Source organism: Comamonas sp. SY3 (assembly GCF_041730275.1).
Lineage (GTDB): Bacteria > Pseudomonadota > Gammaproteobacteria > Burkholderiales > Burkholderiaceae_C > Comamonas > Comamonas sediminis.
Map to the genome: position 1 here is coordinate 90,731 of NZ_JBGTYN010000011.1, position 27,000 is coordinate 117,730.

The 27,000-nt window shown below is 64.1% G+C and carries 21 protein-coding genes; 10 read left to right on the forward strand and 11 right to left on the reverse strand.

All coding sequences use genetic code 11. From position 1 onward, the window contains the following. The first annotated feature begins 43 nt into the window (after positions 1–43). The 7 genes from ACCQ08_RS15415 to ACCQ08_RS15445 all read left to right on the forward strand — a co-directional run bounded on the left by ACCQ08_RS15415 (position 44) and on the right by ACCQ08_RS15445 (position 6,136). Positions 44–1,843, forward strand: coding sequence for a nitrite/sulfite reductase (locus ACCQ08_RS15415; RefSeq protein WP_312409014.1), 1,800 nt, complete (start codon positions 44–46; stop codon positions 1,841–1,843). Positions 1,844–1,861: 18 nt separating this feature from the next. Next, on the forward strand, positions 1,862–2,263 hold the full coding sequence (locus ACCQ08_RS15420; RefSeq protein ID WP_230776971.1) for a DUF934 domain-containing protein: 402 nt from the start codon (positions 1,862–1,864) through the stop codon (positions 2,261–2,263). After that, positions 2,260–2,898: a phosphoadenosine phosphosulfate reductase family protein gene (locus ACCQ08_RS15425; protein WP_230776969.1), complete on the forward strand. Its 639-nt coding sequence runs from the start codon at positions 2,260–2,262 to the stop codon at positions 2,896–2,898. The genes ACCQ08_RS15420 and ACCQ08_RS15425 overlap by 4 nt, the downstream gene beginning before the upstream one ends. A gap of 37 nt (positions 2,899–2,935) precedes the next feature. Then, positions 2,936–3,868, forward strand: coding sequence for a sulfate adenylyltransferase subunit CysD (gene cysD / locus ACCQ08_RS15430; protein WP_239811866.1), 933 nt, complete (start codon positions 2,936–2,938; stop codon positions 3,866–3,868). Continuing rightward, positions 3,868–5,229: a GTP-binding protein gene (locus tag ACCQ08_RS15435; RefSeq protein WP_312461731.1), complete on the forward strand. Its 1,362-nt coding sequence runs from the start codon at positions 3,868–3,870 to the stop codon at positions 5,227–5,229. The genes cysD and ACCQ08_RS15435 overlap by 1 nt, the downstream gene beginning before the upstream one ends. Positions 5,230–5,346: 117 nt before the next feature. Beyond that, the gene (fdxA, locus tag ACCQ08_RS15440; RefSeq protein ID WP_230776950.1) at positions 5,347–5,676 is read left to right on the forward strand and encodes a ferredoxin FdxA; all 330 of its coding nucleotides are present in this window, start codon (positions 5,347–5,349) and stop codon (positions 5,674–5,676) included. Positions 5,677–5,785: 109 nt separating this feature from the next. After that, positions 5,786–6,136: an antibiotic biosynthesis monooxygenase gene (locus tag ACCQ08_RS15445; protein WP_312528351.1), complete on the forward strand. Its 351-nt coding sequence runs from the start codon at positions 5,786–5,788 to the stop codon at positions 6,134–6,136. Positions 6,137–6,201: 65 nt separating this feature from the next. Here the strand turns inward: ACCQ08_RS15445 and ACCQ08_RS15450 are convergent, their stop codons facing one another. Then, a complete protein-coding gene (locus tag ACCQ08_RS15450) occupies positions 6,202–6,702 on the reverse strand; it encodes a pyridoxamine 5'-phosphate oxidase family protein (RefSeq protein WP_239811863.1) in 501 nt (166 codons plus the stop codon). Between the two features lie 239 nt (positions 6,703–6,941). Continuing rightward, positions 6,942–8,846 (reverse strand): propionate--CoA ligase, encoded by a 1,905-nt coding sequence (locus ACCQ08_RS15455; RefSeq protein WP_373450291.1) that lies wholly within the window; start codon positions 8,844–8,846, stop codon positions 6,942–6,944. Positions 8,847–9,099: 253 nt separating this feature from the next. On the opposite strand from ACCQ08_RS15455, the gene ACCQ08_RS15460 reads away from it, so the two are divergent. After that, positions 9,100–10,329 (forward strand): nucleoside recognition domain-containing protein, encoded by a 1,230-nt coding sequence (locus ACCQ08_RS15460; RefSeq protein WP_239811861.1) that lies wholly within the window; start codon positions 9,100–9,102, stop codon positions 10,327–10,329. Positions 10,330–10,389: 60 nt separating this feature from the next. Here ACCQ08_RS15460 and sbcB read toward each other — a convergent pair whose 3' ends face one another. The 5 genes from sbcB to dnaE form a co-directional block, all read right to left on the reverse strand. Continuing rightward, positions 10,390–11,847 carry an exodeoxyribonuclease I gene (gene sbcB, locus ACCQ08_RS15465; protein WP_373450292.1) on the reverse strand — a complete coding sequence of 486 codons (1,458 nt, stop codon included), beginning with the start codon at positions 11,845–11,847 and terminating at the stop codon, positions 10,390–10,392. 53 nt (positions 11,848–11,900) lie between these two features. Continuing rightward, positions 11,901–13,355 carry a cardiolipin synthase gene (gene cls / locus ACCQ08_RS15470; RefSeq protein WP_230776930.1) on the reverse strand — a complete coding sequence of 485 codons (1,455 nt, stop codon included), beginning with the start codon at positions 13,353–13,355 and terminating at the stop codon, positions 11,901–11,903. A gap of 112 nt (positions 13,356–13,467) precedes the next feature. Further along, positions 13,468–15,810, reverse strand: coding sequence for an ATP-dependent Clp protease ATP-binding subunit ClpA (clpA, locus tag ACCQ08_RS15475; RefSeq protein WP_312409004.1), 2,343 nt, complete (start codon positions 15,808–15,810; stop codon positions 13,468–13,470). A gap of 63 nt (positions 15,811–15,873) precedes the next feature. After that, complete coding sequence (gene clpS, locus ACCQ08_RS15480; RefSeq protein ID WP_373450293.1) at positions 15,874–16,248, reverse strand: ATP-dependent Clp protease adapter ClpS; 375 nt, start codon at positions 16,246–16,248, stop codon at positions 15,874–15,876. Positions 16,249–16,361: 113 nt separating this feature from the next. Beyond that, on the reverse strand, positions 16,362–19,907 hold the full coding sequence (gene dnaE / locus ACCQ08_RS15485) for a DNA polymerase III subunit alpha (protein ID WP_239811857.1): 3,546 nt from the start codon (positions 19,905–19,907) through the stop codon (positions 16,362–16,364). 228 nt (positions 19,908–20,135) lie between these two features. Between dnaE and ACCQ08_RS15490 the strand changes: the two genes are divergently transcribed. Next, entirely contained in the window at positions 20,136–20,945 is an 810-nt protein-coding gene (locus ACCQ08_RS15490) for an outer membrane protein assembly factor BamD (protein WP_239812684.1), read from the forward strand. 75 nt (positions 20,946–21,020) lie between these two features. Here the strand turns inward: ACCQ08_RS15490 and ACCQ08_RS15495 are convergent, their stop codons facing one another. Next, complete coding sequence (locus tag ACCQ08_RS15495) at positions 21,021–23,060, reverse strand: ATP-dependent DNA helicase (protein ID WP_373450294.1); 2,040 nt, start codon at positions 23,058–23,060, stop codon at positions 21,021–21,023. A 200-nt stretch (positions 23,061–23,260) separates the two neighbouring features. Between ACCQ08_RS15495 and ACCQ08_RS15500 the strand changes: the two genes are divergently transcribed. After that, on the forward strand, positions 23,261–24,085 hold the full coding sequence (locus ACCQ08_RS15500; protein ID WP_373450295.1) for a PP2C family serine/threonine-protein phosphatase: 825 nt from the start codon (positions 23,261–23,263) through the stop codon (positions 24,083–24,085). 81 nt (positions 24,086–24,166) lie between these two features. On the opposite strand, the gene ACCQ08_RS15505 is transcribed toward ACCQ08_RS15500, so the two are convergent. The 3 genes from ACCQ08_RS15505 to ACCQ08_RS15515 form a co-directional block, all read right to left on the reverse strand. Then, entirely contained in the window at positions 24,167–24,964 is a 798-nt protein-coding gene (locus ACCQ08_RS15505; RefSeq protein WP_369459363.1) for a MetQ/NlpA family ABC transporter substrate-binding protein, read from the reverse strand. A 109-nt stretch (positions 24,965–25,073) separates the two neighbouring features. Continuing rightward, positions 25,074–26,192 carry a DUF6817 domain-containing protein gene (locus tag ACCQ08_RS15510; RefSeq protein ID WP_312461722.1) on the reverse strand — a complete coding sequence of 373 codons (1,119 nt, stop codon included), beginning with the start codon at positions 26,190–26,192 and terminating at the stop codon, positions 25,074–25,076. Between the two features lie 141 nt (positions 26,193–26,333). Continuing rightward, a complete protein-coding gene (locus ACCQ08_RS15515; RefSeq protein ID WP_239811852.1) occupies positions 26,334–26,999 on the reverse strand; it encodes a methionine ABC transporter permease in 666 nt (221 codons plus the stop codon). Position 27,000: the final 1 nt, after the last annotated feature.

Below are 27,000 nucleotides of genomic sequence, written 5' to 3' on the forward strand. Positions count from 1 at the left end.
AGCGGGCACACCAGGGCTCGGTAGCTGCAACTTCCGCACCACGATGTACCAATACACCCCTTTTGACCGCCAGTTTGTCCAGGCCCGAGCAGACCAGTTCCGTGACCAGCTCCAACGCTGGGAAACGGGCCGGCTGAGTGAAGAAGAATTCCGCCCGCTGCGTCTGCAAAACGGCTGGTATGTGCAGCGCTACGCACCGATGCTGCGGGTGGCAGTGCCTTATGGCGAAATCAACTCTGCCCAGATCCGCGTGCTGGCCCGCATTGCCCGCGAATACGATGAACCGGACGCCCAGCTGTACCAGGACGCGCTCAAGACCCAGGGCGCCATGGGCACCACCTACCTGCCCACCCACTACGCCCATTTCACCACCCGCACCAATGTGCAGTTCAACTGGATTCCGCTGTCCAAGTCCGCCGATGTGATGGACCTGCTGGCCAGCGTCAACCTGCACGGCATCCAGACCAGCGGCAACTGCATCCGCAACACGACCACCGATGCGCTGGCGGGCGTGGCGGTGGACGAGCTGGTGGACCCCCGCCCCTATGCCGAGGTGCTGCGCCAGTGGACCACCCTGCACCCCGAGTTCGCGTTCCTGCCGCGCAAGTTCAAGATTGCGATCAGCGGCTCTGAAGAAGACCGTGCCGCCACCGGCTGGCACGATGTGGGGCTGCATCTGGTCAAGAACGAGGCTGGTGAAATCGGCTTCAAGGTGTTTGTCGGCGGCGGCATGGGCCGCACGCCGGTGATCGGCACACCCATCCGCGAGTTTCTGCCCTGGAACCAGGTGCTCAACTACATCGAGGCGATCGTGCGCGTCTACAACGAGCGCGGCCGCCGGGACAACAAGTACAAGGCCCGCATCAAGATCCTGGTCAAGGCCGAAGGCCAGACCTACATTGATTCGGTGGAAGAGGAATTCCGCCAGATCGTCGAAGTCGACGGTGGCCCGCACACCATCCCCCAGGCAGAATTCGACCGCGTCGCCGCCTGCTTTGTGGCGCCGGACCTGTCGGCCTACCCGCAGGTGAACGCCACCGAAGCCAAGCACCTGCTGACCGAGCAAGGCGCACGTGAGCCGGCCTTTGGCCGCTGGGTGAGCCGCAATGTGCGCGCCCACCAGAACCCGCAGCTGCGTGCCGTGGTGCTGTCGTTCAAGCGCGTTGGCCAGGCGCCCGGTGATGCCTCGGGCGAGCAGCTCGACGCGCTGGCCCAGCTGGTGGACCAGTTCTCCGCCGGCGAAGCCCGTGTGACCCACGACCAGAACGTGGTGCTGCCCTGGGTGCACGTGAGCCAGCTGCATGACCTGTGGCTGCAGGCCAAGGCCCTGGGCCTGGCCAGCACCAATGTGGACCTGCTGACCGACATGATCGCCTGCCCCGGCGGTGACCTCTGCGCACTGGCCAATGCCCGCAGCCTGCCGATTGCCGCCGCCATCACCGAGCGCTACCAGGACTTGGACGAGCTCGACGACATCGGCGACATCGACCTGCATATCAGCGGCTGCATCAACAGCTGCGGCCACCACCACAGCGGCCATATCGGCATTCTGGGCGTGGACAAGGACGGCAAGGAGTGGTATCAGATCACCGTGGGCGGCTCCGACGGCGCCCAGCTGTCGGGCGCCCCCCAGGCCGGCAAGGTGATCGGCCCCTCGTTCAGCGCCGCCGAAGTGCCGGGCGTGATCGAAGCGGTGTTGTCCACCTACCGCGATCTGCGGAGCAACGGCGAACGCTTTATCGATACGGTGCGCCGTGTCGGCCTGGATCCCTTCAAGGAAGCCGGCAAGTCCGCCCGCCTGCCGGAAGCGGCTGATACGGCTGCAGAAACCACCGAAGCCTGAGCATTGAGAAGAACAACGATGAGCATTCCCAACGATTTCCAGATCCTGGCTGCCGGTGACCACCAGCCCGCTGCCGAAGGCGACCGCAGCGTGCTGCGGCTGGCCAATGATGCCGATGCACTGCAAGTCTCGCTCGATGGCGTGGAGCGCATCGACCTCGACTTTCCCGCCTTCACCGATGGCCGCGCGTTCAGCCAGGCCTACCTGCTGCGCCGCCGCCGGGGCTTCAAGGGCGACATCCGCGCCCATGGCGATGTGCTGATCGACCAGCTGGTGCAGATGCACCGCACCGGTTTCAGCAGTGCGGTGCTGAAAGCAGGCGTGGACGTGGCCGATGCCGCGCGCCAGTTTGAGCGTTTTGCCGGTTTTTACCAAGGCGACGTCGAAGCCAAGCCCCATTTTGACCAGGCCGCCGCATGAGCAAGACCACCCTCACTCCCCAAGAGCTGGCCCGTGTGAATGCCGAGCTGGGCAACGACGCCGCCGGCCTGGTGCGCTGGGCGCTGTCGCTGGGCCAGACCAGCATCGTGACCACCAATTTCCGCCCGTTTGAAGCGGTAATCCTGCACCTGGTCACGCAAGTGCAGCCCGATGTGCCGGTGGTCTGGATGGACAACGGCTACAACACCGAGGCCACCTACCGCTTTGCCGACGAGGTGACGCGCCAGCTCCAGCTGAACCTGCAGATCTACCTGCCACGCCGCTCGCGTGCGCACCGCGAAGCCGTTGAAGGCGCGACGCCCGCGCTTGATGACCCGCGCCACGCCGCCTTTACGGAAGAGGTCAAGCTCGAGCCCTTTGCCCGCGCGCTGCGCGAGACCCGGCCCCAGGTCTGGTTCACCGCACTGCGCGCGACCGACACCGCCGTGCGTGCGCAGATGGAGGCCGTGAGCCTCAACCCCGATGGCCTCATCAAGGTGGCACCATTGCTGCACTGGTCGTCCAAGGACCTCTACGAATACTGCGAAAAACACGGTCTGCCCAACAACTTCGACTATGTGGATCCCACCAAGGGCGAAGACAACCGCGAATGCGGCCTGCACATTGCCCACTGACCATATGCAGCCCGCCCGACAAGAAAGTCCCTCAGATATGAACGCCCGTGTCGAAACCGATGTGCTCAACCACCTGAGCAACCAGCACCTCGATGCGCTGGAAGAAGAAACCATCTTTATCCTGCGCGAAGTGGCGGCCGCCTTCGAGCGCCCTGCACTGCTGTTTTCCGGCGGCAAGGATTCGCTGGTGATGCTCAAATGCGCCGAAAAAGCCTTTGGCGCTGGCCGCATCCCCTACCCGTTGCTGATGATCGACACCGGCCACAATTTCCCCGAGGTGACCGATTTCCGCGATCTGCGCGCCAAGGAACTGGGCGCCGATCTGATCGTGCGCAGCGTCGAAGATTCGATGGCGCGCGGCACCGTGCGCCTGGCCCACCCCGGCGAATCGCGCAATGTGCACCAGTCGGTGACCTTGCTCGAGGCGATCGAGGAGTTCCGCTTTGACGCACTGATTGGCGGCGCGCGCCGCGACGAGGAAAAGGCCCGCGCCAAGGAGCGCATCTTCAGCCACCGCGACAGCTTTGGCCAGTGGCAGCCCAAGGCCCAGCGCCCCGAGCTCTGGACCCTGTTCAACACCCGCCTGGCCCCCGGCGAGCATTTCCGTGTGTTCCCGATCAGCAACTGGACCGAGCTCGATGTCTGGCAGTACATTGCGCGCGAGAACATCGCGCTGCCGAGCCTCTACTACGCCCACCAGCGCGATGTGGTGGAGCGCAAGGGCCTGCTCGTGCCCGTGACGCCGCTGACCCCCGCCCGCGAAGGCGAAACCATTGAAAACCGCACCGTGCGCTTCCGTACCGTGGGCGACATCACCTGCACCTGCCCGGTGAGCAGCGACGCCGCCTCGGCCGATGACATCGTGCTGGAAACCCTGGCCGCCGATGTGAGCGAGCGTGGCGCCACCCGCATGGACGACAAGACCAGCGACGCCTCGATGGAAAAGCGCAAGAAAGACGGATACTTCTGATGACTACCGATACCCTGAGCGCCGTGCGCACCCCCGCCCACGACAACCAGCGCACCGCATCGGCGCTGCGCTTCATCACCTGCGGATCGGTCGATGATGGCAAGTCCACGTTGATCGGCCGCCTGCTGGTGGACAGCAAATCGGTGCTGCAGGACCAGCTTGCCGGCGTGCAGCGCAGTGGCGAGACCGACCTGGCCCTGCTCACCGATGGCTTGTCTGCCGAGCGCGAGCAAGGCATCACCATCGACGTGGCCTACCGCTACTTCGCCACCGAGACGCGCAAGTTCATCATTGGCGATGCACCCGGCCATGAGCAGTACACCCGCAATATGGTGACCGCCGCATCGAGCGCCGACGCCGCCGTCGTGCTGGTGGACGCGACCAAGCTGGACTGGCAGAACCCGCAGCTCGCGCTGCTGCCCCAAACCCGCCGCCACAGCCTGCTGGCCCATCTGCTGCGCGTGCACTCGCTGGTGTTTGCGATCAACAAGCTCGACGCCGTCACCGACCCGGCACGGGCCTTTGCCAATATCCGCAATGCGCTGGCCGCCTTTGCCCAGGCAGCGGGCATCACCGTCGCTGCCACCATCCCGGTCTCGGCCTTGAAGGGCTGGAACGTGGTGACCTCGCATCCCGACTGGGCCGGCTACCAGGGCCCGAGCCTGCTAGAGCTGCTGGAGAAGCTGCCGACCACGCCCGCCGACGCCGGCCAGCCTCTGGCGTTTTCCGTGCAATGGGTCGAGAAGTTCTCTGCGTCGGCCGACACCCACCAGGGCCGCCGCATTTTCTGGGGCCGTGTTGGCACAGGCGATGTGGCAGTGGGCACCGCCGTGCAGATCCTGCCCAGCGGCCAGCGCGCTACCGTCGCCCAGGTGCTGGACCATGTCCGCCAGCCCGTAGCGCGCGGCGCCGGCCAGAGCGCCGGCATTGTGCTCGACCGCGAGGTGGATGTCTCGCGCGGTGACTGGATCATTGCAGCCCCCGCGCCTGCGGTGACCAGCGCTGCCGACGATGACTTTGACACCCCCAGCGAACGGCCCGCCTGGCCCGCAACGCGCGAGATCACCGCCACCATCGCGTGGATGGATAACGAGCCTCTGCTGCCCGGCCGCGTGTACTGGGCGCTGCATGGCCGCCGCTGGATCAAGGCCAAGGTGCGCAAGGTGCTCAACCGCCTGGACATCCACTCGCTGGAGCGCCAGGATGCCGAGCAGCTCGAACCCAATGCCATTGGCCGCGTCGAGATCAGCTTGCAGGAAGCAATTCCGGCGGCCGCGTTTGTGCGCTCGCGTGAATTGGGCTCGCTGATCCTGGTGGACACGGCTTCCAACAGCACGGCTGCCGCGGTATTGGTGGAATAAAGCAAGCAGTCCCGCAGCTAAAAACCACGTTATTCGGAGGCGGGTTAGGTGCTTGTGCACAAAAACCGTAAAATCCTCCGCTGTTTGTTTGTCTGAATCACTGGCGAAAACCATTCCATGACCCACGTCGTCACCGAAAACTGCATCAAGTGCAAATACACCGATTGTGTGGACGTCTGCCCTGTTGACTGCTTCCGCGAAGGCCCGAACTTCCTGACCATCGATCCGGACGAATGCATCGACTGCGCCGTCTGCATCCCCGAGTGCCCTGCCAACGCCATCTATGCCGAAGAGGATGTGCCTGCGGACCAGTTGGCCTTCATCAAGCTCAATGCCGAACTGGCCTTGGCCGACGGCTGGAAGAGCATCACCAAGCGCAAGGCACCGCTCGAAGGCGCCGACGAGGCCAACGGCCAGCCGGGCAAGCTCAAGGACCTGATCCGCTGAGCCCAGTCCCTATGCAGGAATACCGCGCTTTGACGCCCAGTCCCTGAATCCGCCAAGCCAGCCTCCGCGCTGGCTTTTTTATGCTTCGCGCCCACCCAGAGCTACCGCCATGCACAGTGCCGCCTTTGCCAACACCCCCCAGCCGCCGTACTACGCCGTGATCTTCACCTCGCAGCGTAGCGACACCGAGCACCAGCCCTATGCCGAGATGGCCGATGCCATGGTGGCGCTGGCCGCGCAGCAGCCTGGCTTTTTGGGCGCCGAAAGCACGCGTGGCGGTGACGGCCTGGGCATCACCGTGTCGTACTGGCAAAGTGAAGAAGACATCCGCCGCTGGAAGGCCCACAGCGACCACCTGATTGCCCAGCGCATCGGTGCCGAGCGCTGGTATGCGCATTACCAGGTGCGGGTGGCGAAGGTGGAACGGTCTTATGGCATGCAGCACGCGAGCGCAGCCTAATGTGACAAGCCCTGCGCCATGGGACATGGCACAGGGCTGGCAGTCGGAGGGTGAGGGCCGGAGATTTACAGCCGGATCTCGCGGTGCTCGCCCATGCCTTCGGGCCGCTCTCCGGTGACTGCCGACTTGGCCATCTTGAACAGCTGCACCAGCTTGTTTTCCTTGACATCCCAGTATTCGGCAAAGTCAACGCGGGCAATCAGAATTTGCAGGTTGGGATCGTTGGGGCCATCCGGAAACCAGGCCTTGGCCATCGGGCCGTAGAACTTCTCCTTGATCGCCAGATCATCGCTCACTGACGCTTTGGCCGAAATCGACACATAGCTGTCTTTATCGGGGTCTGCGTAAGAGATATTGATATCGCTGGAATGCTGCAGACAGCGCGACAGATCCGAATCCTTGCCGAGCAGGAAATACAGATGCTTGTCCTCATTCATGCCTTCACGGTTGGCTGTCGTCATAGGGCAGGCATGCAGGCTGCCATCCTCATGGCGGTGGGTAATCATCGCAAAGCGAATGTCCTTGATCAGTTCCCACAATTTTTCACGCGGATTTTCTTGGGCCATGGCGAGACTCCTGTCGATTTGGAAAATTTCACTGTATCGATGGGTCTTGGCCGCCGTTGTAAGGCAAACGCCTCCCCGGGGATCGGCGTTTCCATGATCCGGCTGTGAAGGATTCGCACCCCTCCCCGGCTACCGATGGGGGTGATCGCAGTTACGGCAACACGTGATAAGCCGCTGGGCCGAGGCTCCGGTGCCTCTGCGCAGCGCGCCTGGTGGCCTCCACGCAGGCCCGGGTGGCTTCAGCGCTGCGCCGCTGTCATGGCCGCCACCACCTGCTGCAGTGCCGCCGGGTCTTCCATCGTCGACAGATCGCCGGTGTCCCGTTTCTCGGCCACGGCCTGCAGCGCGCGGCGCAGCAGCTTGCCACTGCGGGTCTTGGGCAGGCTGGCCACAAAGTACACCCGCGCCGGCCTGGCCACGGCACCCAGCTGCGTGTCGACATGGTTGCAGACGGATTTTTCCAGCGCATTGCAGGCGGCAAGGTCACCGGCCACCGCATTGCTGCGCGCAACGGCAAAGGCCAGCGCGACCTGGCCTTTGAGCGCATCGGCCACTCCGACCACGGCGACCTCGGCAATGTCCGGGTGGCCGGAGATGCTTTCCTCGATCTCGCGCGTGCCCAGGCGGTGGCCGGCAACGTTGATCACGTCATCGGTGCGGCCGAGGATGAAGTAATAGCCGTCCTTGTCGCGCACGCCCCAGTCAAAGGTGCTGTAGACCAGGCGGCCGGGGATGCTCTTCCAGTAGGTGTTGACGAAGCGCTGGTCGTCGCGCCAGATGGTCATCAGGCAGCCAGGGGGCAAGGGGCCTTCGATGGCGATCACACCCTTTTGCATCGGCTCCTGCAGCTCGGCGCCGGTGTCGCCGTCGATCAGCTTGACGTGGTAGCCAAACACCGCCTTGCCCGGACTGCCAAAGCGCGATGGCTGGGGCTCGACGCCATTGCACAGCGTGAGGATGGGCCAGCCGGTCTCGGTCTGCCAGTAGTTGTCGATGATGGGACGCTGGATGGCACCGCTGATCCAGCTGGCGGTGGGCTCGTCCAGCGGCTCACCGGCCAGCCACAGCGCCTGCAGGCTGCTCAGGTCGTACTTGCGCAGGTACTCCGGATCCTGCTTTTTGAGCACCCGGATGGCGGTGGGCGCCGAGAACATGTGCGTGACCTTGTATTTCTCGACCAGGCTCCACCAGATGCCCGGGTCCGGCCGCACCGGCACGCCTTCATACATGAGCGTGGCCATGCCGCCGATCAGCGGCGCATAGATGATGTAGCTGTGGCCCACCACCCAGCCGATATCGCTGGTGCAGAAAAAGGTCTGGCCGGGCTTGGCATCGAAGATCGCCGGCAGGCTGGCGGCCAGCGCCACCGTGTAGCCGCCGGTGTCGCGCTGCACGCCCTTGGGCTTGCCGGTGGTGCCGCTGGTGTAGAGCGTGTAGCTGGGGTGCGTGGACTCCACCCATTCGCAGGGCACCTGCGCATCGAGGTGCCGGGCACGCAAATCGGCCCAAAGGTGGTCCCGGCCCGCCACCAGCTGCATGGGGGCCAGGCCCCGGTCCACCATCAGCACAGCCTGGGGCTGGTGGCTGGCCAGCGCAATGGCCTCGTCCAGCAAGGGTTTGTAGGGCACGACCTTGCCGGCGCGCGATCCTGCATCGGCGCTGATGATGACGCTGGGCTGGGCGTCATCAATGCGCGTGGCCAGTGAGCCCGAGGCAAAGCCGCCAAACACCACCGAATGGATGGCACCGATGCGCACGCTGGCCAGCATCGCGATGGCGGCCTCGGCAATCATCGGCATATAGATCTGCACGCGGTCGCCTTTCTTGACGCCCAGGGCCTGCAATGCGGCGGCCATGCGCTGCACCTCGCGGTGCAGCTCGGCATAGCTGTAGCTGCGCTCGGTGTTGGTCTCCGTCGATACCGCAATCAGCGCGGCCTGGTCGCCGCGCTCTGCCACATGGCGGTCGATGGCGTTGTGGCAGAGGTTGGTCAAGCCACCGGCAAACCAGCGCGCAAACGGCGGGTTGCTGTAGTCACAGATCTGCTGGGGCGGCACCTGCCAGTCGATGCGCTGCGCCTGCTCGGCCCAGAAGGCATCGCGGTCATTGATCGAGCGGTCGTAGAAGTCGGCAAAACGGCTCATCGAAGTCTGTCTCCATCTTTTGTCGTGGAGCCATTATTTCCCTTTGTCTTGCATACCGCTGACAAATGCGCGCCCGGCTGCGCGGGCTACCCTGTGGTTTTCCCGCATACATGCGGGCCGCCCAGAGGGGCTTTTACGGCACCGGGCGCAGTTTCGGCGCCGGCCGGCCCGGGCGGGCTGCGGCATCGCGCACAATCAGCGGCATGGCGCACCACCCCGGTGCTGTGGCGCGCCGGATGACGAAGGGTGTCCCATGCTCAATGGTTTGTGGCTGGGTTTTTTTGTGGTGGCGGCCTTTGCCGCATTCGCGCAGTGGCTGGTGGGCGGCCATGCCCAGATTTTTGGCGACATGGTGCAGGCGCTGTTTGCCATGGCCAAGCTCTCGGTCGAGGTGATGGTGCTGCTGTTTGGCACGCTCACGCTGTGGCTGGGCTTTTTGAAGATTGCCGAAAAAGCCGGCCTGGTCGATATGCTGGCCCGCTGGCTGGCCCCCCTGTTTGCCCGGCTGATGCCCGAGGTGCCGCGCGGCCACCCTGCGCTGGGCCTGATGACCCTGAACTTTGCCGCCAATGCGCTGGGGCTGGACAACGCTGCCACCCCCATCGGGCTCAAGGCCATGCGTGCGCTGCAGGACATCAACCCCTCGCCCACCTCGGCCAGCAATGCACAGATTCTGTTTCTGGTGCTCAATGCCTCGTCGCTGACCTTGCTGCCGGTGACCATCTTCATGTACCGCATGCAGCAAGGCGCGCCCGACCCGACCCTGGTCTTTCTGCCGATCCTGCTGGCCACCTCGGTCTCTACCCTGGTCGGCCTGATCTCAGTGGCCATCGTGCAGCGTCTGCCGCTGTGGCACCCGGTGGTGCTGGCCTATCTGCTGCCGGTAGGCCTGGTGCTGGCTGGCTTCATGGCTTTTTTGGCCACACTGACGTCGACCGCGATGGCGCAGGTTTCATCGCTGCTGGGCAACCTGACCCTGTTTGGCCTGGTGGTGCTGTTTGTGGTGGTGGGGGCGCTGCGCAAGGTCGCTGTGTATGAGAGCTTTATCGAAGGCGCCAAGGAAGGCTTCGACGTGGCCAAAGGGCTGCTGCCCTATCTGGTGGCCATGCTCTGCGCCGTCGGTCTGTTCCGCGCCTCGGGCGCGCTGGGCTATGCGCTCGACGGCATCCGCTGGCTGGTAGACCTGAGCGGCATGGATTCGCGCTTTGTCGATGCGCTGCCTACCGCGCTGGTCAAACCCTTCTCCGGCAGCGCTGCGCGCGCGATGCTGATCGAGACCATGCAAAGCCATGGCGTGGACAGCTTCCCTGCGCTGGCAGCCGCCATCATCCAGGGCAGCACCGAGACCACCTTCTATGTGCTGGCGGTGTACTTTGGCGCCGTCGGCATACAGCGCGCCCGCCATGCGGTGCCCTGCGCGCTGCTGGCCGAGTTCTCGGGCGTGGTGGCCGCGATTGTGGTCTGCTACCAGTTCTTTGGCTGATGCCTGCAGCAGCCGCCTGCCCGGGCTGCAGGCGCATGCTGCTGAGGGATGTAGCTGCCGTCAGGCATCCGGCATGATCGCGTCGGCCCAGTCATAGAGGGTGCCCAGAATCTCTTCGGCGCGCTCATCAGCGGTTTCCTGCAGCTGGTCGATCTCGGCAAACATCTGCTCGGCCGTGCGCGCGCCGCCCCGCCCTTCCTGCAAGAAGGCGATGCGCAGCTCCAGCCAGCGCTGCTGCTCTTCGGGGTTCAGCGAATCGGGGAAATTGCGCGCGCGGTAGCGGAACAGCAACTCCTGCAGGCGCGCATCATCAAACCCAGGCTTGGCAACGGCCAGCTCCTGCGGGTGCATGGCGGTCAGCTGGGTCAGGCGGCGGCGGTCGGCCTGGCCGATGAAGCGGCCGTACAGATCCTGGTCCACATCCACGTCCTGCAGCGGCGGGCGCTCGAACACGGCGGCCCAGGTGGCACTCATATCGGGCAGATCGCGCGCAATCGCGGCATGGCGCAGGGCCTGGTCCATGTCGATCTGCCAGCGCTGTGCCTGCTCGGGGCTCAAGGTGCGCAGGCTGCTGACGACCATCGGCGACTTGTTCAGATGCACGGTCTTGATCGGCAGGCGCGTCATGCCTTCGGGCAGATCGGCCGCTGCGCTGAACATGCGCAGGCGCATCTCGTCGACCGACAGCTCTGCGAGGTGGCTCGGGTCCTGCGACAGGTCCCAGGCGATGATCTCGTTCTTGTTGGTCGGATGCTGGGCCAGCGGCCAGGCCACCGCAATGCAGCCACGCTCGACCCCGTACATGCCCGATACATGCAGAAAGGGCCGGGCCTGTGCAGCGGTGGCCGGCAGGGCCAGCTCCTGCATGACGCGGTCCTTCTTGTGCAGGCCCAGCGCAAAATCGAACAGGCGCGGCTGCAGGCGCTTGATAAGCCGGGCCAGGCCAATGGTGGCGCGCACGTCGCTGAGCGCATCATGCGCCGATTCATGCAGGATGCCGTTGGCGCGGGCCAGGTCTTCGAGCTTGAAGCTGACCGAGCCATCGTCCTTCCTGGGCCACTGGATGCCTTCGGGGCGCAGCGCATGGACCATGCGCACGACATCGAGCAGATCCCAACGGCCGCAGCCGTTCTGCCATTCGCGGGCATAGGGGTCGCGCAGGTTGCGCCACAGCAGGTAGCGCGTCACCTCGTCATCAAAGCGGATGGTGTTGTAGCCCACACCGATGGTGCCGGGACGGCCCAGCTCGCCCTCCACCACCGCTGCAAATGCGTACTCGGGCACGCCCTGCTCCAGGCAGTGCTGGGGCGTCAACCCGGTGATCAGGCTGGCTTGGGGGCTGGGCAGGTAGTCGAGCGCAGGCTGGCAGTACAGCATGACCGGCTCGCCAATCTCGTTGAGATCCATGTCCGTGCGGATGCCGGCAAACTGCGCGGGGCGGTCACGGCGCGGCACGGCGCCAAAGGTTTCATAGTCATGCCAGAAAAAGCTGGCAGAGGCGGACGGGGAATTCTGCATGCCCGCTAGTATGCCTGCTCTGGTAGCCAGCGCCGAGCAACCTGGGCGCGCAACTACAAGAGCGGTGAGAACAGGCGCGCAATCGAATCGCCCAGCCGCAGCAAAAAGCGCTGCTTGCGGCGCGTGGCCACCTGCTTGGAACGCATCAGATCGGTGTTGAACTGGTCCTGCAGCCGGGCATTGAGCTCCGGCCCGTAGCCAATCGCGCAGACCTCGTAGTTCAGGCGAAAGCTGCGGTTGTCGAAATTGGCGGTACCGATGATGGTCAGGTCGTCATCAACCACCAGGGTCTTGGAGTGCAGCATCCGGGCGCTGTATTCGTAGACCTTGGCGCCGGCGCTGATCAGCTCCTCGTAGTAGGAGCGGGCCGCAGCGGTCACAAAGATCGAATCGGATTTCTCCGGCACCAGCAGCCGCACATCGACGCCGCGCAGTGCGGCGCTGGTCAGCGCATACATCGCGGGCTCGGTTGGCACGAAGTATGGCGTGGTCAACCAGACCCGCACGGTCGCCGACTGGATGGCGGCCACATGGGCGCGGTGGATGGGCTCGGTGGGGTTGTCCGGGCCTGAACTGACCAGCTGCATCGCATGACTGCCATCGGGCATGTCGGGCAGCAGCAAGTCCAGGTTGGCCGGCATGTCCTGGGCAGACTTTTCCAGCGCATAGGCCCAGTCCTCCAAAAACGTCGTCTGCAGCCAGGTGACGATGGGGCCGGCCATGCGCAGGTGCACATCATGGTAGGCATGGGTATTGACGCGGCGGTCCTCTTCGTCGGTGATGTTGACGCCACCGGTAAAGCCGATCTGGCCATCGACCACCAGGATCTTGCGATGGCTGCGGAAGTTGATCACCGGCCGCAGGCGCCTGCCGATCCGTGTGGGGTGGAAGACCGCAAACTCGCCGCCAGCGGCCAGCAACGGCGCGACGAACTTGCGGTTGACCCGCTTGGAGCCCAGCGCATCGACCAGCATGCGCACCTTGACCCCCGCCTTGGCGCGCTCGACCAGCGCATCGCGCAGGCGTGTGCCGGTCTGGTCAGGCTCGAAAATATAGTATTCGAGGTGCACATGGTGGCGGGCCTGGGCGACATCCTCCAGAATGCGGTCAAACGTGGCTGCGCCGCCGCTGAGCAGCTCCACGCTCTCGGCCGACGTGATCGGGAAACCGCAGGTGGCTTCGACCAGCTTGACCATCTCGCGCAACTTGGTCGGCGCCTCGGGCTGGCCATCGCGGATGCGGCGCGTGGTCTCGCGCACATGGTTCTTGTTGCGGGCGCGCAGGCGTTTGATGCGCTGGCGCTTCATGCGCTGCGGACCGATGAAGTAGTAAACGATCAGCCCCACCACCGGCAGCGAGCCCATGGACAGCAGCCAGCCCAAGGTAGCCACGGGCGCGCGGCGCTGCATCAGAATCCAGATACCCACCACGCCGAGATAGATCGGCCAGATCACGGACAGCAACGCGACAATGTTTTCTTTGGTCAGATACTGAGATAACGACGCCACAGCACCGCGCTCCTGTTGATGGGACCGCTCAGTGTAGCCTGCCCCCGTGACGAACAGACGCAATAAAAAACAGCCGCAAGCGGCTGTTCTCGTTCTCTGGGTGGTGCGGGCCTCAATCGGCAGCGAGCTCTTCCTCTGGCTCGGCAGGCTCCTGCTTGGCACGCTCCTTCTTGGGCAGCGGCTGGATGTCCAGCAGCACCTCGGGCTTGTCGGCACTGCTGTCGTCCCAATCGACGCTCAGGCGTCCGCCTTCGGTCAGGCGTCCAAACAGCAGCTCGTCGGCCAGCGATCGGCGGATCGTGTCCTGGATCAGGCGCTGCATCGGACGTGCACCCATCAGCGGATCGAAACCGGTCTTGGCCAGGTGCTTGCGCAGCTTGTCGCTGAATGTGACCTCGACCTTCTTCTCGGCCAGTTGCTGCTCCAGCTGGAGCAGGAACTTGTCGACCACGCGCAGGATGACCTGCTCGTCCAGCGGCTTGAAGCTGACGATGGCATCCAGCCGGTTGCGGAACTCGGGCGTGAACAGGCGCTTGATGTCGCCCATCTCGTCGCCCGCCGCGCGCGGGTTGGTAAAGCCGATGACGGCCTTGTTCATCGTCTCGGCGCCCGCATTCGTGGTCATGATGATGATCACGTTGCGGAAGTCCGCCTTGCGTCCGTTGTTATCGGTCAAGGTGCCGTGGTCCATGACCTGCAGCAGCACATTGAAGATATCCGGATGCGCCTTCTCGATTTCGTCGAGCAGCAGCACCGCATGGGGCTTCTTCGTCACCGCCTCGGTGAGCAAACCACCCTGGTCAAAACCGACATAGCCGGGAGGCGCACCAATCAGGCGCGACACCGCATGGCGCTCCATGTACTCGGACATGTCAAAGCGGATCAAGTCGATGCCCAGGATATAGGCCAGCTGCTTGGCCGCTTCGGTCTTGCCCACGCCGGTCGGGCCGGAGAACAGGAAAGAGCCAATCGGCTTGTCCACCTTACCCAGACCGGAGCGGGACATCTTGACCGCCGACGCCAGCACTTCGAGTGCCTTGTCCTGGCCAAACACCACGCTCTTGAGGTCGCGCTCCAGGGTCTGCAGCTTGCCGCGGTCGTCATTGCTGACGTTGGCCGGCGGAATGCGGGCAATCTTGGCGACGATCTCTTCGATCTCGGTCTTGCCGATGGTTTTCTTGCGCTTCGAAGGCGCCAGAATGCGCTGCGCGGCACCGGCCTCATCGATCACGTCAATCGCCTTGTCGGGCAGATGGCGGTCATTGATGAACTTGGCCGACAGCTCAGCAGCTGCCTGCAAAGCGGCCACCGCGTACTTGACGTTGTGGTGCTCTTCAAAGCGCGACTTCAGGCCCTTCAGGATATCGATGGTTTCGGGCACGGTAGGCTCGACCACATCGACCTTCTGGAAGCGGCGCGACAGCGCTGCATCTTTTTCGAAGATGCCACGGTACTCGGTGAACGTGGTCGCACCAATGCACTTGAGCTGGCCGCTCGACAGCGCTGGCTTGAGCAGGTTCGACGCATCCAGCGTACCGCCCGAGGCAGCTCCGGCACCGATCAAGGTGTGGATCTCGTCGATGAACAGGATCGCATGCGGCTTGTCCTTCAGTGCCTTGAGCACGCCCTTGAGGCGCTGCTCAAAATCACCACGGTACTTGGTGCCCGCCAGCAGCGCGCCCATGTCCAGCGAGTAGACGGTGGCCTCGGCCAGCACCTCGGGCACATCTTCTTGCGTGATGCGCCATGCCAGGCCCTCGGCAATCGCCGTCTTGCCCACACCCGCCTCACCCACCAGCAGCGGGTTGTTCTTGCGGCGGCGGCACAGAATCTGGATCGTGCGCTCGACCTCGTACTGGCGGCCGATCAGCGGATCGATCTTGCCGTCCTTGGCCTGCTGGTTCAGGTTGACGGTGAACTGCTCCAGCGGCGAGGCCTTTTCAGCGCGCTCGGCGTTGTTGCTGCCGACCTCTTCCGCATCCGAGCTGGACTCGGACTTGGGCAGCTCGGGCGTGTCGTTCTTCTTGATGCCATGGGCGATGTAGTTGACCACGTCGAGGCGCGTGACACCCTGCTGGTGCAGGTAGTACACGGCATGCGAGTCCTTTTCGCCAAAAATGGCCACCAGCACATTGGCGCCGGTCACTTCCTTCTTGCCGTTGCCGGTGCTCTGCACATGCATGATGGCGCGCTGGATCACGCGCTGGAAACCGAGGGTGGGCTGGGTGTCCACCTCGTCTTCGCCAGCCACCTGCGGGGCATTGTCCTTGATGAAATTGGTCAACGACGCGCGCAGGTCGTCAATATTGGCAGAGCATGCGCGCAACACCTCGGAAGCACTTGGGTTATCCAGCAAGGCCAGTAGCAAGTGCTCCACGGTGATGAATTCGTGGCGCTGCTGCCTGGCTTCTACAAAAGCCATGTGCAAGCTGACTTCCAGTTCCTGAGCAATCATTTGAAACTCCTTTATTGCTTGCCAAATACACTCAACTTGCTTCTAGATGAGGACCATATTCCGTTATTCAACAGGCTCCGATACGGCTTGCAGCGGATGGCCTGCTCCGTTGGCGGCATCCATCACCTGTGCCACCTTGGTTTCAGCGATTTCATGCGAGTACACCCCGCAGACGCCTTTCCCATCCAGGTGGATCTTCAGCATGATCTGCGTGGCCGCCTCGCGGCTTTTGCCAAAAAAATGCTGCAGCACCTCAATCACAAACTCCATCGGCGTGAAATCATCATTGAGCATGACCACCTGGTACATCTTCGGTGGCTCCACACGCTGCGCGATGCGCTCCACAACCAGCGCACCCCCACCGTCCCCCGGTGGCTGGGGCGTTGCAGGCAGATTCGGCGAGGGAGGAACAACAGGTTTCGTGGCCATTGAGATCATTCTATAAGGCTAAATTTCCACATGCACAAAGATGGTGATGCTTTTATAAACTTCAATACGGCTGCGCCAGCAACCACTGGCGCAGCCGTATTGTCAGCCCCGGCAAAATCTTCCTAGACAGTGCTTTCGTAAACGATTTTGATGGCTTCGTGGCCTGCTTCCTGGGACCAGGCAGCCATCGCCTGGTCACTGGGGAAAAAGCGCGCGGCATCGCCCAGATTGAGCTCCACACCCGCCCTTGCCTCGCCCTGGCCACAGACCACGCCCAGGCGGATCTTGAGGCCGTGGCGCAGCACGCCCTCGTCGGTGTGCTCCTCGACTGCGGGAAACTCCTGAATCAGCCGCGCAACATCGGGCTGATGGCGGTCGGTGTTGACCAGCAGGTAGCGGCCAAAACGGGCGCGCGCATCGGCCAGACCCCAGACATGCTGGGCCTTGGCGCGCAGCCCGCCGCTGAAATGGTCCTGGCCGATGCGGGCGCTCAGAATGACGAATTCATCGTCCTTGAGCTGCTCCTTGTGGCGGTTCCAGGTGGCCTCGTCCAGCGATCCTTCGATGACACCGGTTTTGTCGTCGATCTTGAACAGCACCAGCTTGCCGCGCTGGCCGTTGATGACGCGCATGTCGCTGATGATGCCCGCCACCGTCTGGGGCTCGCGGCTGTCCTTGAGCTGGGAGATCGGCGTGCGCACGAACTGGCGCACCTCCAGCTCGACCTCGTCAAACAAATGGCCCGACAGGTAAAAGCCGATGGCGGTCTTCTCCTGCACCAGCCGCTCCTTGATGCCCCAGGGCAGCACATCGGCCAGTGGCGGCTCCTGCGTGCTCGATCCCACGGCGTCATCCCCCATCATGTCAAACAGGCCGCCCTGGTTGGCATTGGCATGGGTGGTGGCGGCAAATTCGAAGGCCACATCGACCGATTCGATCAGCGCGCGGCGGTTGAGCTGGATGCTGTCAAAGGCGCCGCCCTTGATCAGCGCTTCGACCGTGCGCTTGTTGAGCTTGCTGCGGTCCACGCGCAGGCAGAAGTCGAACAGGCTCTTGAACGGCCCCTTGGTATCGCCCTGGGGGCCCGTGCCCTTGCCTTCGCGCGCCGCCACAATGGCCTCGATGGCGGCCTGGCCGGTGCCCTTGATGGCGCCCAGGCCATAGCGGATCACCTTGTCGGTCACCGGCTCGAAGCGGTGGTGGCCGCGGTTCACGTCGGGCATCTCGAAGGTCATGCCCATCTTCAGCGCGTCTTCGTACAGCACCTTGAGCTTGTCGGTGTTGTCCATTTCCACGGTCATATTGCCGCAGTAGAACTCTGCCGTGTAGTGCACCTTGAGCCAACCGGTGTGGTAGGCCAGCAGCGAGTAGGCAGCGGCGTGCGACTTGTTGAAGCCGTAGCCCGCAAACTTCTCCATCAGGTCGAACACTTCGTCGGCCTTGGCCTCGTCGATGCCGATCTTGGAGGCCCCTTCGCGGAAGGTCGCGCGGTGCTGCACCATCTCCTCGACCTTTTTCTTGCCCATCGCGCGGCGCAGCAAGTCGGCGCCGCCCAGGCTGTAGCCGCCCAGCACCTGGGCCGTCTGCATCACCTGCTCCTGGTAGACCATGATGCCGTAGGTCTCGGACAGCACCTTCTCGACCAGCGGATGCGGATACTCCACCACTTCCTTGCCGTGCTTGCGCGCCACAAAGCTGGGGATCAGGTCCATCGGGCCCGGGCGGTAGAGCGCATTCAGCGCGATCAGGTCTTCCAGGCGGCTGGGCTTGGCCTCCTTCAGCATCTGCTGCATGCCGCGCGATTCAAACTGGAACACCGCTTCGGTCTTGCCGGCCGAGAATAGCTGGTAGGTGCGGGCGTCGTCGAGCGGGATCTCTTCGAACTTGAAGTTTTCCTGCCCCTTGTGGCGCTTGATGATGAACTCGCGCGCGATCTCCAGAATCGTCAACGTCGCCAGGCCCAGGAAGTCGAACTTGACCAGGCCCACGGCCTCGACGTCGTCCTTGTCATACATGGCCACCGCCGAGGTGCTGCCCGGCTGCTGGTAGAGCGGGCAAAAATCGGTCAGCTTGCCCGGGGCGATCACCACACCACCGGCGTGCATGCCGATGTTGCGGGTCATGCCTTCGAGCTTCTGGGCCATCTCGATCAGGGTCTTGACGTCCTCTTCCTTCTCGATGCGCTCGGCCAGGATCGGCTCTTCCTTGATCGCATAGGTGTACTTGTCGCCGTCCTTCGGAGGATTGGGCGGGTACTTCAAGGTCACATGCAGGCCCGGCTTGTTCGGGATCAGCTTGGAGATGCCATCGCAAAAGCCATAGCTCATGTCCAGCGCCCGGCCCACGTCGCGGATCGCCGCGCGCGCGGCCATCGTGCCGAAGGTCGCAATCTGGCTCACTGCATTGCGGCCGTACAGGTCCTTCACATAGTCGATCACCCGGTCGCGGTTGGCCTGGCAGAAGTCCACGTCAAAGTCGGGCATCGAGACGCGCTCTGGGTTCAGGAAGCGCTCGAACAGCAGGTTGTAGTGAATCGGGTCCAGATCGGTGATCTTCAGCACATAGGCCACCAGCGAACCGGCCCCCGATCCCCGGCCTGGTCCCACCGGGCAGCCATTGTTCTTGGCCCAGTTGATGAAGTCCGCCACGATCAGGAAGTAGCCGGGGAAACCCATCTTCAAGATGATGCCCAGCTCGAACTCCAGCCGCTCGACATACTTGGGCCGCTCGGCCTCGCGCTTGGCCTCGTTCGGGAACAGCAGTTGCAGGCGGTCCTCCAGCCCCTCGAATGAGGCCTGGCGGAAATACGCGTCGATCGGCATGCCATTGGGCGTGGGGAAATCGGGCAAAAAGTACTTGCCCAGCTGCAGGGTGACGCTGCAGCGGCGGGCGATCTCGGCCGTGTTGGCGATGGCGCTGGGCAGGTCGGCGAACAGGGCCTCCATCTCGGCAGCAGACTTCAGGTACTGGTCGCGGGTAAAGCGCTTGACGCGCTTCTTGTTGCCCAGGGTCTCGCCCTCGGCGATACAGACACGGGCCTCGTGCGATTCAAAATCGGCAGGCTTGGTGAACTGCACCGGGTGCGTGGCCACCACCGGCAGCTTGAGGTGCGCTGCCAGCGCCACGGCGGCGGCTACATGGCTTTCATCGTCAGCGCGGCCGGCGCGCTGCAGCTCGATGTAGAAACGGTGCGGGAACAGGCCCGCCAGGCGCAGTGCCACGCTGCGCGCCGTCTTTTCGTCCCCGCGCATCAGCGCCTGGCCGACGGGGCCGGCCTGGGCGCCCGACAGCAGGATCAGGCCGTCCGACAGCTCTTCCAGCCAGGCCCAGGTGCACTGCGGCTGCGCTTTGATGGTATCGGCCATCCAGATCCGCGCCAGCAGTTCCGACAGGTTCAGGTAGCCCTGCTGGCTCTGGATCAGCACGATGATGCGCGACAGCGGCCCGCCTGCCACCTCGGGCTCCAGGGTCAGCTCGGCGCCCAGAAGGGGTTTGACACCTGCACCCCGGCCCGCTTTGTAAAACTTGATGGCGCCGAACAGGCTGTTCAGGTCGGTCAGCGCCATCGCCGGCTGGCTATCACCCGCAGCAAACTTGATCAGATCGCCTACGCGATTGGTGCTGTCGATGATGGAAAACTCGGAATGGATGCGAAGGTGTACGAACATATCCCTGCATTGTAGGAAAGCCGCAGCACCGTCTGTGCAAACCATGGCATATCGGCGGCCGAATGTTACACAGCCCTACTGGCTGCAAGTCCGGCATGGTGTGCGCAGGCCCCGCGCCGATTACAATGGCCCAGATCAGAGGGCGCGGCACGGGCTGCCCCGCTGCGCGGCAGCCCTTGCGGCTGCTCGCAGTTCTTCAGCTTTCCGTCCATGGATTTCAAGCCAAAAATGCTGTTTGCGTACCCCAAATCGAAGGTTCCCGCTATCGCTTCCGTAGCACTTGCCGCTTTGCTGGCAGGCTGTTCATCGACCGATGTGGATCCCACCGCCGGCTGGAGCCCGAACAAGATTTATTCCGAAGCCCGCGACGAGGCCTCTTCGGGCTCGTTCGACAAGGCCATTCCGTTGTATGAAAAGCTGGAAGGCCGCGCTGCCGGCACCGCGATGGCGCAGCAAGCGCAGCTGGAGAAGGCCTATTCCCAGTACAAGAGCGGCGAGAAGGCCCAGGCCATCGCCACCTTGGACCGCTTCGTCAAGCTCCACCCCGCCAGCGAAGGGGTGGACTATGCGCTCTATCTGAAGGGCCTGGTCAACTTCAACGAGAACCTGGGTCTTTTCTCCTGGGTGTCCAAGCAGGACCTGTCCGAGCGCGACCAGAAGGCCGCCAAGGATTCGTTCGAGTCCTTCCGTGAGCTGACCACGCGCTTCCCCGAGTCCAAGTACACGCCCGATGCTGAAAAGCGCATGCGCTACATCGTGAACTCGCTGGCCCAGTACGAAGTGCATGTGGCCCGTTACTACTACGAGCGCGGCGCCTACGTGGCCGCGATCAACCGTGCCCAAAGCGCCATCGCCGACTACAAGGAAGTGCCCGCCCAGGAGGACGCGCTCTATATCCTGATGCTGTCCTACGAGCGCCTGAACATGGCCGACATGGCCGCTGACACCAAGCGCGTACTGGAAGCCAGCTACCCCAACACCCGCCTGTTGGCCAATGGTTTCCGCAAGGAAGACCGCCCCTGGTGGAAGATGTGGTGATGCAGCGCGCCTGATGCGCGTGTGCGTTGACAGCCAAGCGGCTGCTGCAAGTTACCAATTGCGGCAGCCGTTTTCTTATGGGCGGACCTCTTTTTCCGCCAACGCCCGCAAAAACGCAGGCAAAGCCGCGTCGTCCAGGCTGGGCAGCGGCGGCAACGCCGCCAGCAAGGCTGCGCCATAGCTGCGGCTGTGCAGGCGCTCGTCGGCGATCACCACCACACCCTCGTCGCTGGCAGAGCGGATCAGGCGCCCGACGCCCTGGCGCAGCTGCATGGCGGTCTGGGGCAGCACATAGCGCTCAAACGCATCCCGGCCCGCAGCGCGCAGCGTCTGTACCCGCGCCGCATGCAGCACATCATGGCGCGGCGGGAACGGCAGCTTGTCGATCACCAACAGCTGCAGCGCCTGGCCGGGCAGATCGACCCCTTCCCACAGGCCCAAGGTACCAACCAGCACCCGCCCGGTCTTGCTGCCGGGGGCCGTGCGCATGGTCTGCAGCAAGCGGCGCTTGGGCTGCTCGCCCTGCTGCAGCACGCTGATCGCCTGGCCCTGCAGGCCCTGGCGCAAGGCCTGGGCCAGGGCCTGCACGGCAGCCGTCGATGTGCACAGCACCATGCAGCGCCCGCCCAGCGTCTTGAGGTGTGGCAGCAGCCATTGCGCCAGCGCCTGCGCGCGCTCGGTGGCCGGTGCATCCGTGCCGGGCAGGCCCTGGGGCACCACCAGCCGGGCCTGCTGCGCCCAGTCAAAATGGCTGCGCAAACGCAGGCTCGCGAGCAAAGGCGCATCGCCGGCCTGGCTGCTGTCACTGCGCAAGCCCAGGCCCTGCGCAAACCAGGTCAGCGCATCGTCATCGCCCAACGTGGCCGAGGTGAACAGCCAGCGCTGCACCCCCTGGCCCAGCCAGCTGCTGGCCTGCACCTGGGGGCTCAGCGCCTGCAGCGCCTGCCACAGCCACAGCGGCGATTCCCGGAAGCCCTGGCGCCAGGCATAGCGTCCGTAGGCCTGCAGGTCGCCGGCAGGGCCGTCGCGTACCACAGCGGGCGAATCCCACCAGCGCACCAGATCCTTGGCGGCCCCCTGGGCCCACTGGCGCAAGGCCTGCAGCATCCCATCACCCTGGCCGGCCAGCTGGGCTACCACGGCCGCACTGCCGGCCACGCCTTGCAACGCAGCGACCAGGGCCGACAGCGCGTTGTGCAAATGGATGAGCGCCTGGCGGCTGGTGGCGCGGGCCGCCGCATCCGCGGGCGCCTCTGCCGGCCCCAGCGCCTGCTGCTCGGCATCCATCCACTGCGCCATGGCCTGCTGCACCTGCTGCTGCAGCGCTTGCCACGGCGCAAAGCCGCGCGCGTGCACGCGGGTTTCGCGCTCCACCGTCTGGAGGTAGTCGCGCATATCCCCCACATTCAGGCCCTTGGCCAGCACTTTCAGGCCAATGGCCTGCAGCTGGTGGGCCTCGTCCATCACCATGGTCTGCGCCAGCGGCACAAAGCCATGGCCCACCCCCAGCATCTGGCGGTGGCGCAGTTCGCTGAAAAACAGATGGTGGTTGATCACCAGGATGTCGGCCTGCGCGGCGCGGGCGCGGGCCTGGTTGGAGAAACAGCGCTCGAAGTGGCCGCAACGCTGGCCCAGGCATTCGTCATGGCTGGCCGTGATATGCGGCACCAGGCGGGGAAGGTGGCTGATGTCGTCCAGCTCGGACAGGTCACCGCCCTGGGTACTTTGCGCCCAGCGCTCCACCTGGGCCAGCGCGCCGGCATGCTGGCCTTGCAGCTTGCTGCGCGCCTGCTCCAGGCCATGCAGGCAGACATAGTTCTCCCGCCCCTTGAGCACCGCGACCTTGCGCTGCTGGCCCTGGTGCGCCAGCAGCGCCGGAATGTCGCGCTCCACCAGCTGGTCCTGCAGCGCCCGGGTTGCCGTGCTGACCACGAAGCGCTCCTGGCGGGCCAAGGCCGCTATCAGATAGGCATAGGTCTTGCCCGTGCCCGTGGGCGCCTCGATCGCCACCCGCTGGCCCTGGCCCCAGGCCGCCTCAATGGCCGCAATCATCTGCTCCTGCTGCGGGCGCAGGCGCAGCGGGGCATCACTGGCAAAGGCGGCGGACAAGGGCATCGATGGATCGGTTTCGGGGGCATGGCAGTCTAGCGCGTTCAGCGCCCTGCCTGGGCTGCCGGCCTGCAACGCCCCAGGCGTTGGTATACAAACATCGGTTGGCAGCGTAATCCCGCCCGCTTTGGCGGCCCGCCGGGCAATCTGTTCTATGATTCCCCTTCCCTTCAACGAGCTTGCATACGGCATACCCCTCCTCGCGCATGAGCCATAGCTACCGTCTCTCTGCCGCCACCGGCCTGCACAAAGGCGACCGTCCCTACCAGCAGGACCAGGTCATCATGCTCGCCCACCCGCGCGCCAAGGGTTGTGTACTGGCGGTGGTGGCCGATGGCATGGGTGGCCGCAGCGGCGGGCGTGCCGCGTCGGACCAGGTCATGCTGACAGCCAAGCAGGTGTTCGAGCGCTACTCGCCAGAGACGGACAGCGCCGAAGAAATGCTGGGCAACCTGGTGCTCGAGGCCCATTTGCTGATCCGCCTGGTGGCGATTGCCGCCGAGCAGGAGCCCCACAGCACGATTGCCGCCTTTCTGATCCTGCCCAACAGCGCCTGTGCTTGGGTGCACTCGGGCGATTCGCGCATCTACCACTTCCGCGATGGACAGCTGCTCTACCAGACCAGCGACCACTCCTATGTGCAGACCCTGGTCGACCAAGGGCAGCTGACGCTCGAAGAAGCGCGCTACCACCCGCAATCGAATATCTTGCTGCACTGCCTGGGCACTGCCGAAGACCCGCCGCTGATCCACCACCGCATTCCGATGCTCAAGCAAGGCGATGTGCTGCTGGCCTGCAGTGACGGCATCTGGCATTACTTCTCGCCCGACGAGCTCTCCTCCATCACGCGCCTGCTCTCGCCCCGTGAGGCCAGCCAGTTCCTGATCGAGCGCGCCCGCATGCGCGCCTCGGGCTCGGGCGACAATATGTCGCTGGCCATTGTCAAGGTCGAGCCCCTGCCGGCAGAAACGTCCCAGGCCGTCGTGCCCGGCAGCAAACGCGCCAAGGCCAAACCACCAGTGCGCAGCTGAAGCGCCGAGCTGGATACACCGCTTAAAAGCAAAAGCCTCGCAGCGGTGACCTGCGAGGCTTTTTGCTGGGGCGTGCTGGGCTTAGAAGCCGGGCATCACGGAACCCTTGAACTGGGTGTCGACAAACTTGCGGATCTCTTCGCTGTGGTAGGCCTTGACCAGCTTGGCCACCCAGGGCTGGTTCTTGTCGGCTTCGCGGATCACCAGAATGTTGACATAGGGGTTCTTGGCGCTCTCGAGGACGATCGCATCGGACTTGGGGTTCAAACCCGCCGAGATCGCGAAATTGGTGTTGATCGCAGCAGCATCCAGGTCGTCCAGCGAGCGCGGCAGCTGGGCGGCGTCCAGCTCGACAAAGCGCAGCTTCTTGGGGTTCTCGATCACATCGAGCGGCGTGGCCTTCAAGCCAGCGCTTTCCTTGAGCTTGATCAGACCATTGGCCTGCAGCAGCAGCAGCACGCGGCCGCCATTTGTCGGGTCATTAGGCAGACCGAAACGCGCGCCCTCTTTGAGCTCGTCGATCTTCTTGATCTTCTTGGAGTAGATGCCGATCGGGAAATTGACCGTATCGGCCGCCGCGACAAACTTGTAACCACGGTCCTTGATCTGGGCATCCAGATAAGGCTTGTGCTGGTAGCTGTTGGCATCGAGCTCGCCGGACTGCAGCGCGGCGTTGGGCTGGATATAGTCGCTGAACTCGATGACCTTGATCTTCAGGCCGTCTTTTTCGGCAATCTTCTTGACCTGCTCCATGATCTGGCCGTGGGGGCCGGCGGTCACGCCGATCTTGATTTCCTTGTCTTGTGCGACTGCGGCGCCAGAAACACCGACGGCCAAAGCCAGGGCCAGCACGGATTGCAGCAATGTACGTTTTTGCACGGGAGCGATACCTTTCAAATGCGATACCGAAATGTACGCCCGATTTTGCAACGCAACAAAGAACTTTTTGCCATTTGCTTACAACCTGCCCACCGCTGCCAAACCGCTGTCACTCCGGCCGCAGCGCGACATTGTTGAGCTTGTCCAGGCGCTCGGGCCAGTTGCCATTCCTGGCGTGCTGCTGCAGGATGCGGGTCCAGGCGACCCAGGCATCCCATTGCACGCGCTTGTCCCAGGCATTGCCCCATTGGCTGAAGCACTGCAGCGCGCTGTCGGCAGCGGCCAGCGCATCGGCATCACGCCCGGCGCTGAGGTAAAGCTGGGCCAGCACCATCTGCGGCTCGCCCACCCAGGGATTGAGCTGCACCGCCTGCTCCAGCACGCCGGTGGCCACATCCAGATCGGTCAGCGGCTGGTCCTGCTGGATCACCGACCAGTACAGCGACGCGGCCGCCGCATCGGCCGCCGCGCTCAGGCCCAGCGTGCAGTTGGCAAACACCGGCGGCGTGGGCAGCAGGCCCTGCAAGCCCGGGTGCTGCAAGGCCAGACCCAGGCTGGCAATCTGCGACAGCATGCGCCCGCTAGGCCGCATCGGGCCGGGCCAGAGCGAGGCCATCCAGTGCGCCTTTTGCGGGCGCTGGGGCACCTGCGGAAAGCTGGAGAAAATGTCATCCTGCCAGCTGAACCACTGCTCGATGGTGTCGGCCATGCTGACGATGATGAACGCCGCCACGGTATAGGGTTCGACGCGGCGTGGCGCGCCCTGGTGGTCCAGCAGCACGGCGCCATCGGGCTCGATGGCACCGGCCAGCACCTTCTGTACAAACTGGGCGCGCGAGAGAATACAGAACTCGTAGACCAGCTGCTCGGCCGGCTCGCCCACCAGCGCCGCGAGCTGGCTGCGCTCGCTGCTCGCATCGAACTTGACCAGGTCTACAAAGGCGTTGCCATAGACGCTGTGCAGCAGTCCCAGCAGTTTGACATCCTCGGGCTGCTGCCACAGCTGCAGCGTGCGCGTCACCCCCAGCAGATGGTGGCGAAAGGTGCCGGCCTTGTGCCAGTCCTGACCGACATCACGGGCCAGCACCACCGGCAAGGCGCGCGCCAGCGCCGGGTGGGCATGGATCCAGTTCTCGTCGAGCAAGGGCTTGGCCCGCAGCCATTGCGCCGGGTCCAGCGCCTGCAGCGGCAAGGCATGTGCGGTGGCAGTGGGCAAGGCGGCATTCATGGCGGTCTCCAAGGCGTGGGCAATGCTGCATTGTAGGCAGAGCCCACAGCGTGCAACGCCCTTGGGCGACAGCCGCCGCTGCCGATGAAAAAAGCCCATGCGCAGTGCACATGGGCTGGGGCCACCGTTTGGAGCAGCGGATTACTTGTGGCTCAGGCGGCGCACCGCCCAGTCACCCAGGCTTTGCACCAGCTGCACAAAGACGATCAGGATGACGACCACAGCCAGCATGATGTCCGGCAGGAAGCGCTGGTAACCATAGCGGATACCCAGGTCGCCCAGGCCGCCACCACCAATGGCCCCGGCCATCGCCGAGTAGCCAGTCAGCGAGACAAAGCTGATCGTCAGACCTGCGACGATGCCCGGCAGCGCCTCGGGCAGCAGCACCTTCCAGACGATTTGCCAGGAGGTCGCACCCATGGCTTGCGCGGCTTCGACCAGGCCATGGTCCACTTCACGCAGCGAGGTCTCCACCAGGCGGGCGATGAAAGGTGCTGCGGCCAGGGTCAGCGGCACAATGGCTGCGGCCGTGCCGATGGACGAGCCGGTGATGAAGCGGGTGAACGGGATGATCGCCACCAGCAAGATGATGAAGGGCGTGGAGCGCACGGCATTCACAAGCCAGCCGACGATCTTATTGGCGGCGCCGTTTTGCAGGATGCCGCCATGGTCCGTCAGGCGCAGGAACACACCCAGCGGAATGCCGATCAGCGCGCCGGCCACGCCGGATATGCCGACCATGATCAGCGTTTCCCACAACGAGGTGGCAAACAGCTGCAGCATCATTTCAGAAAAATTCTCAAACATC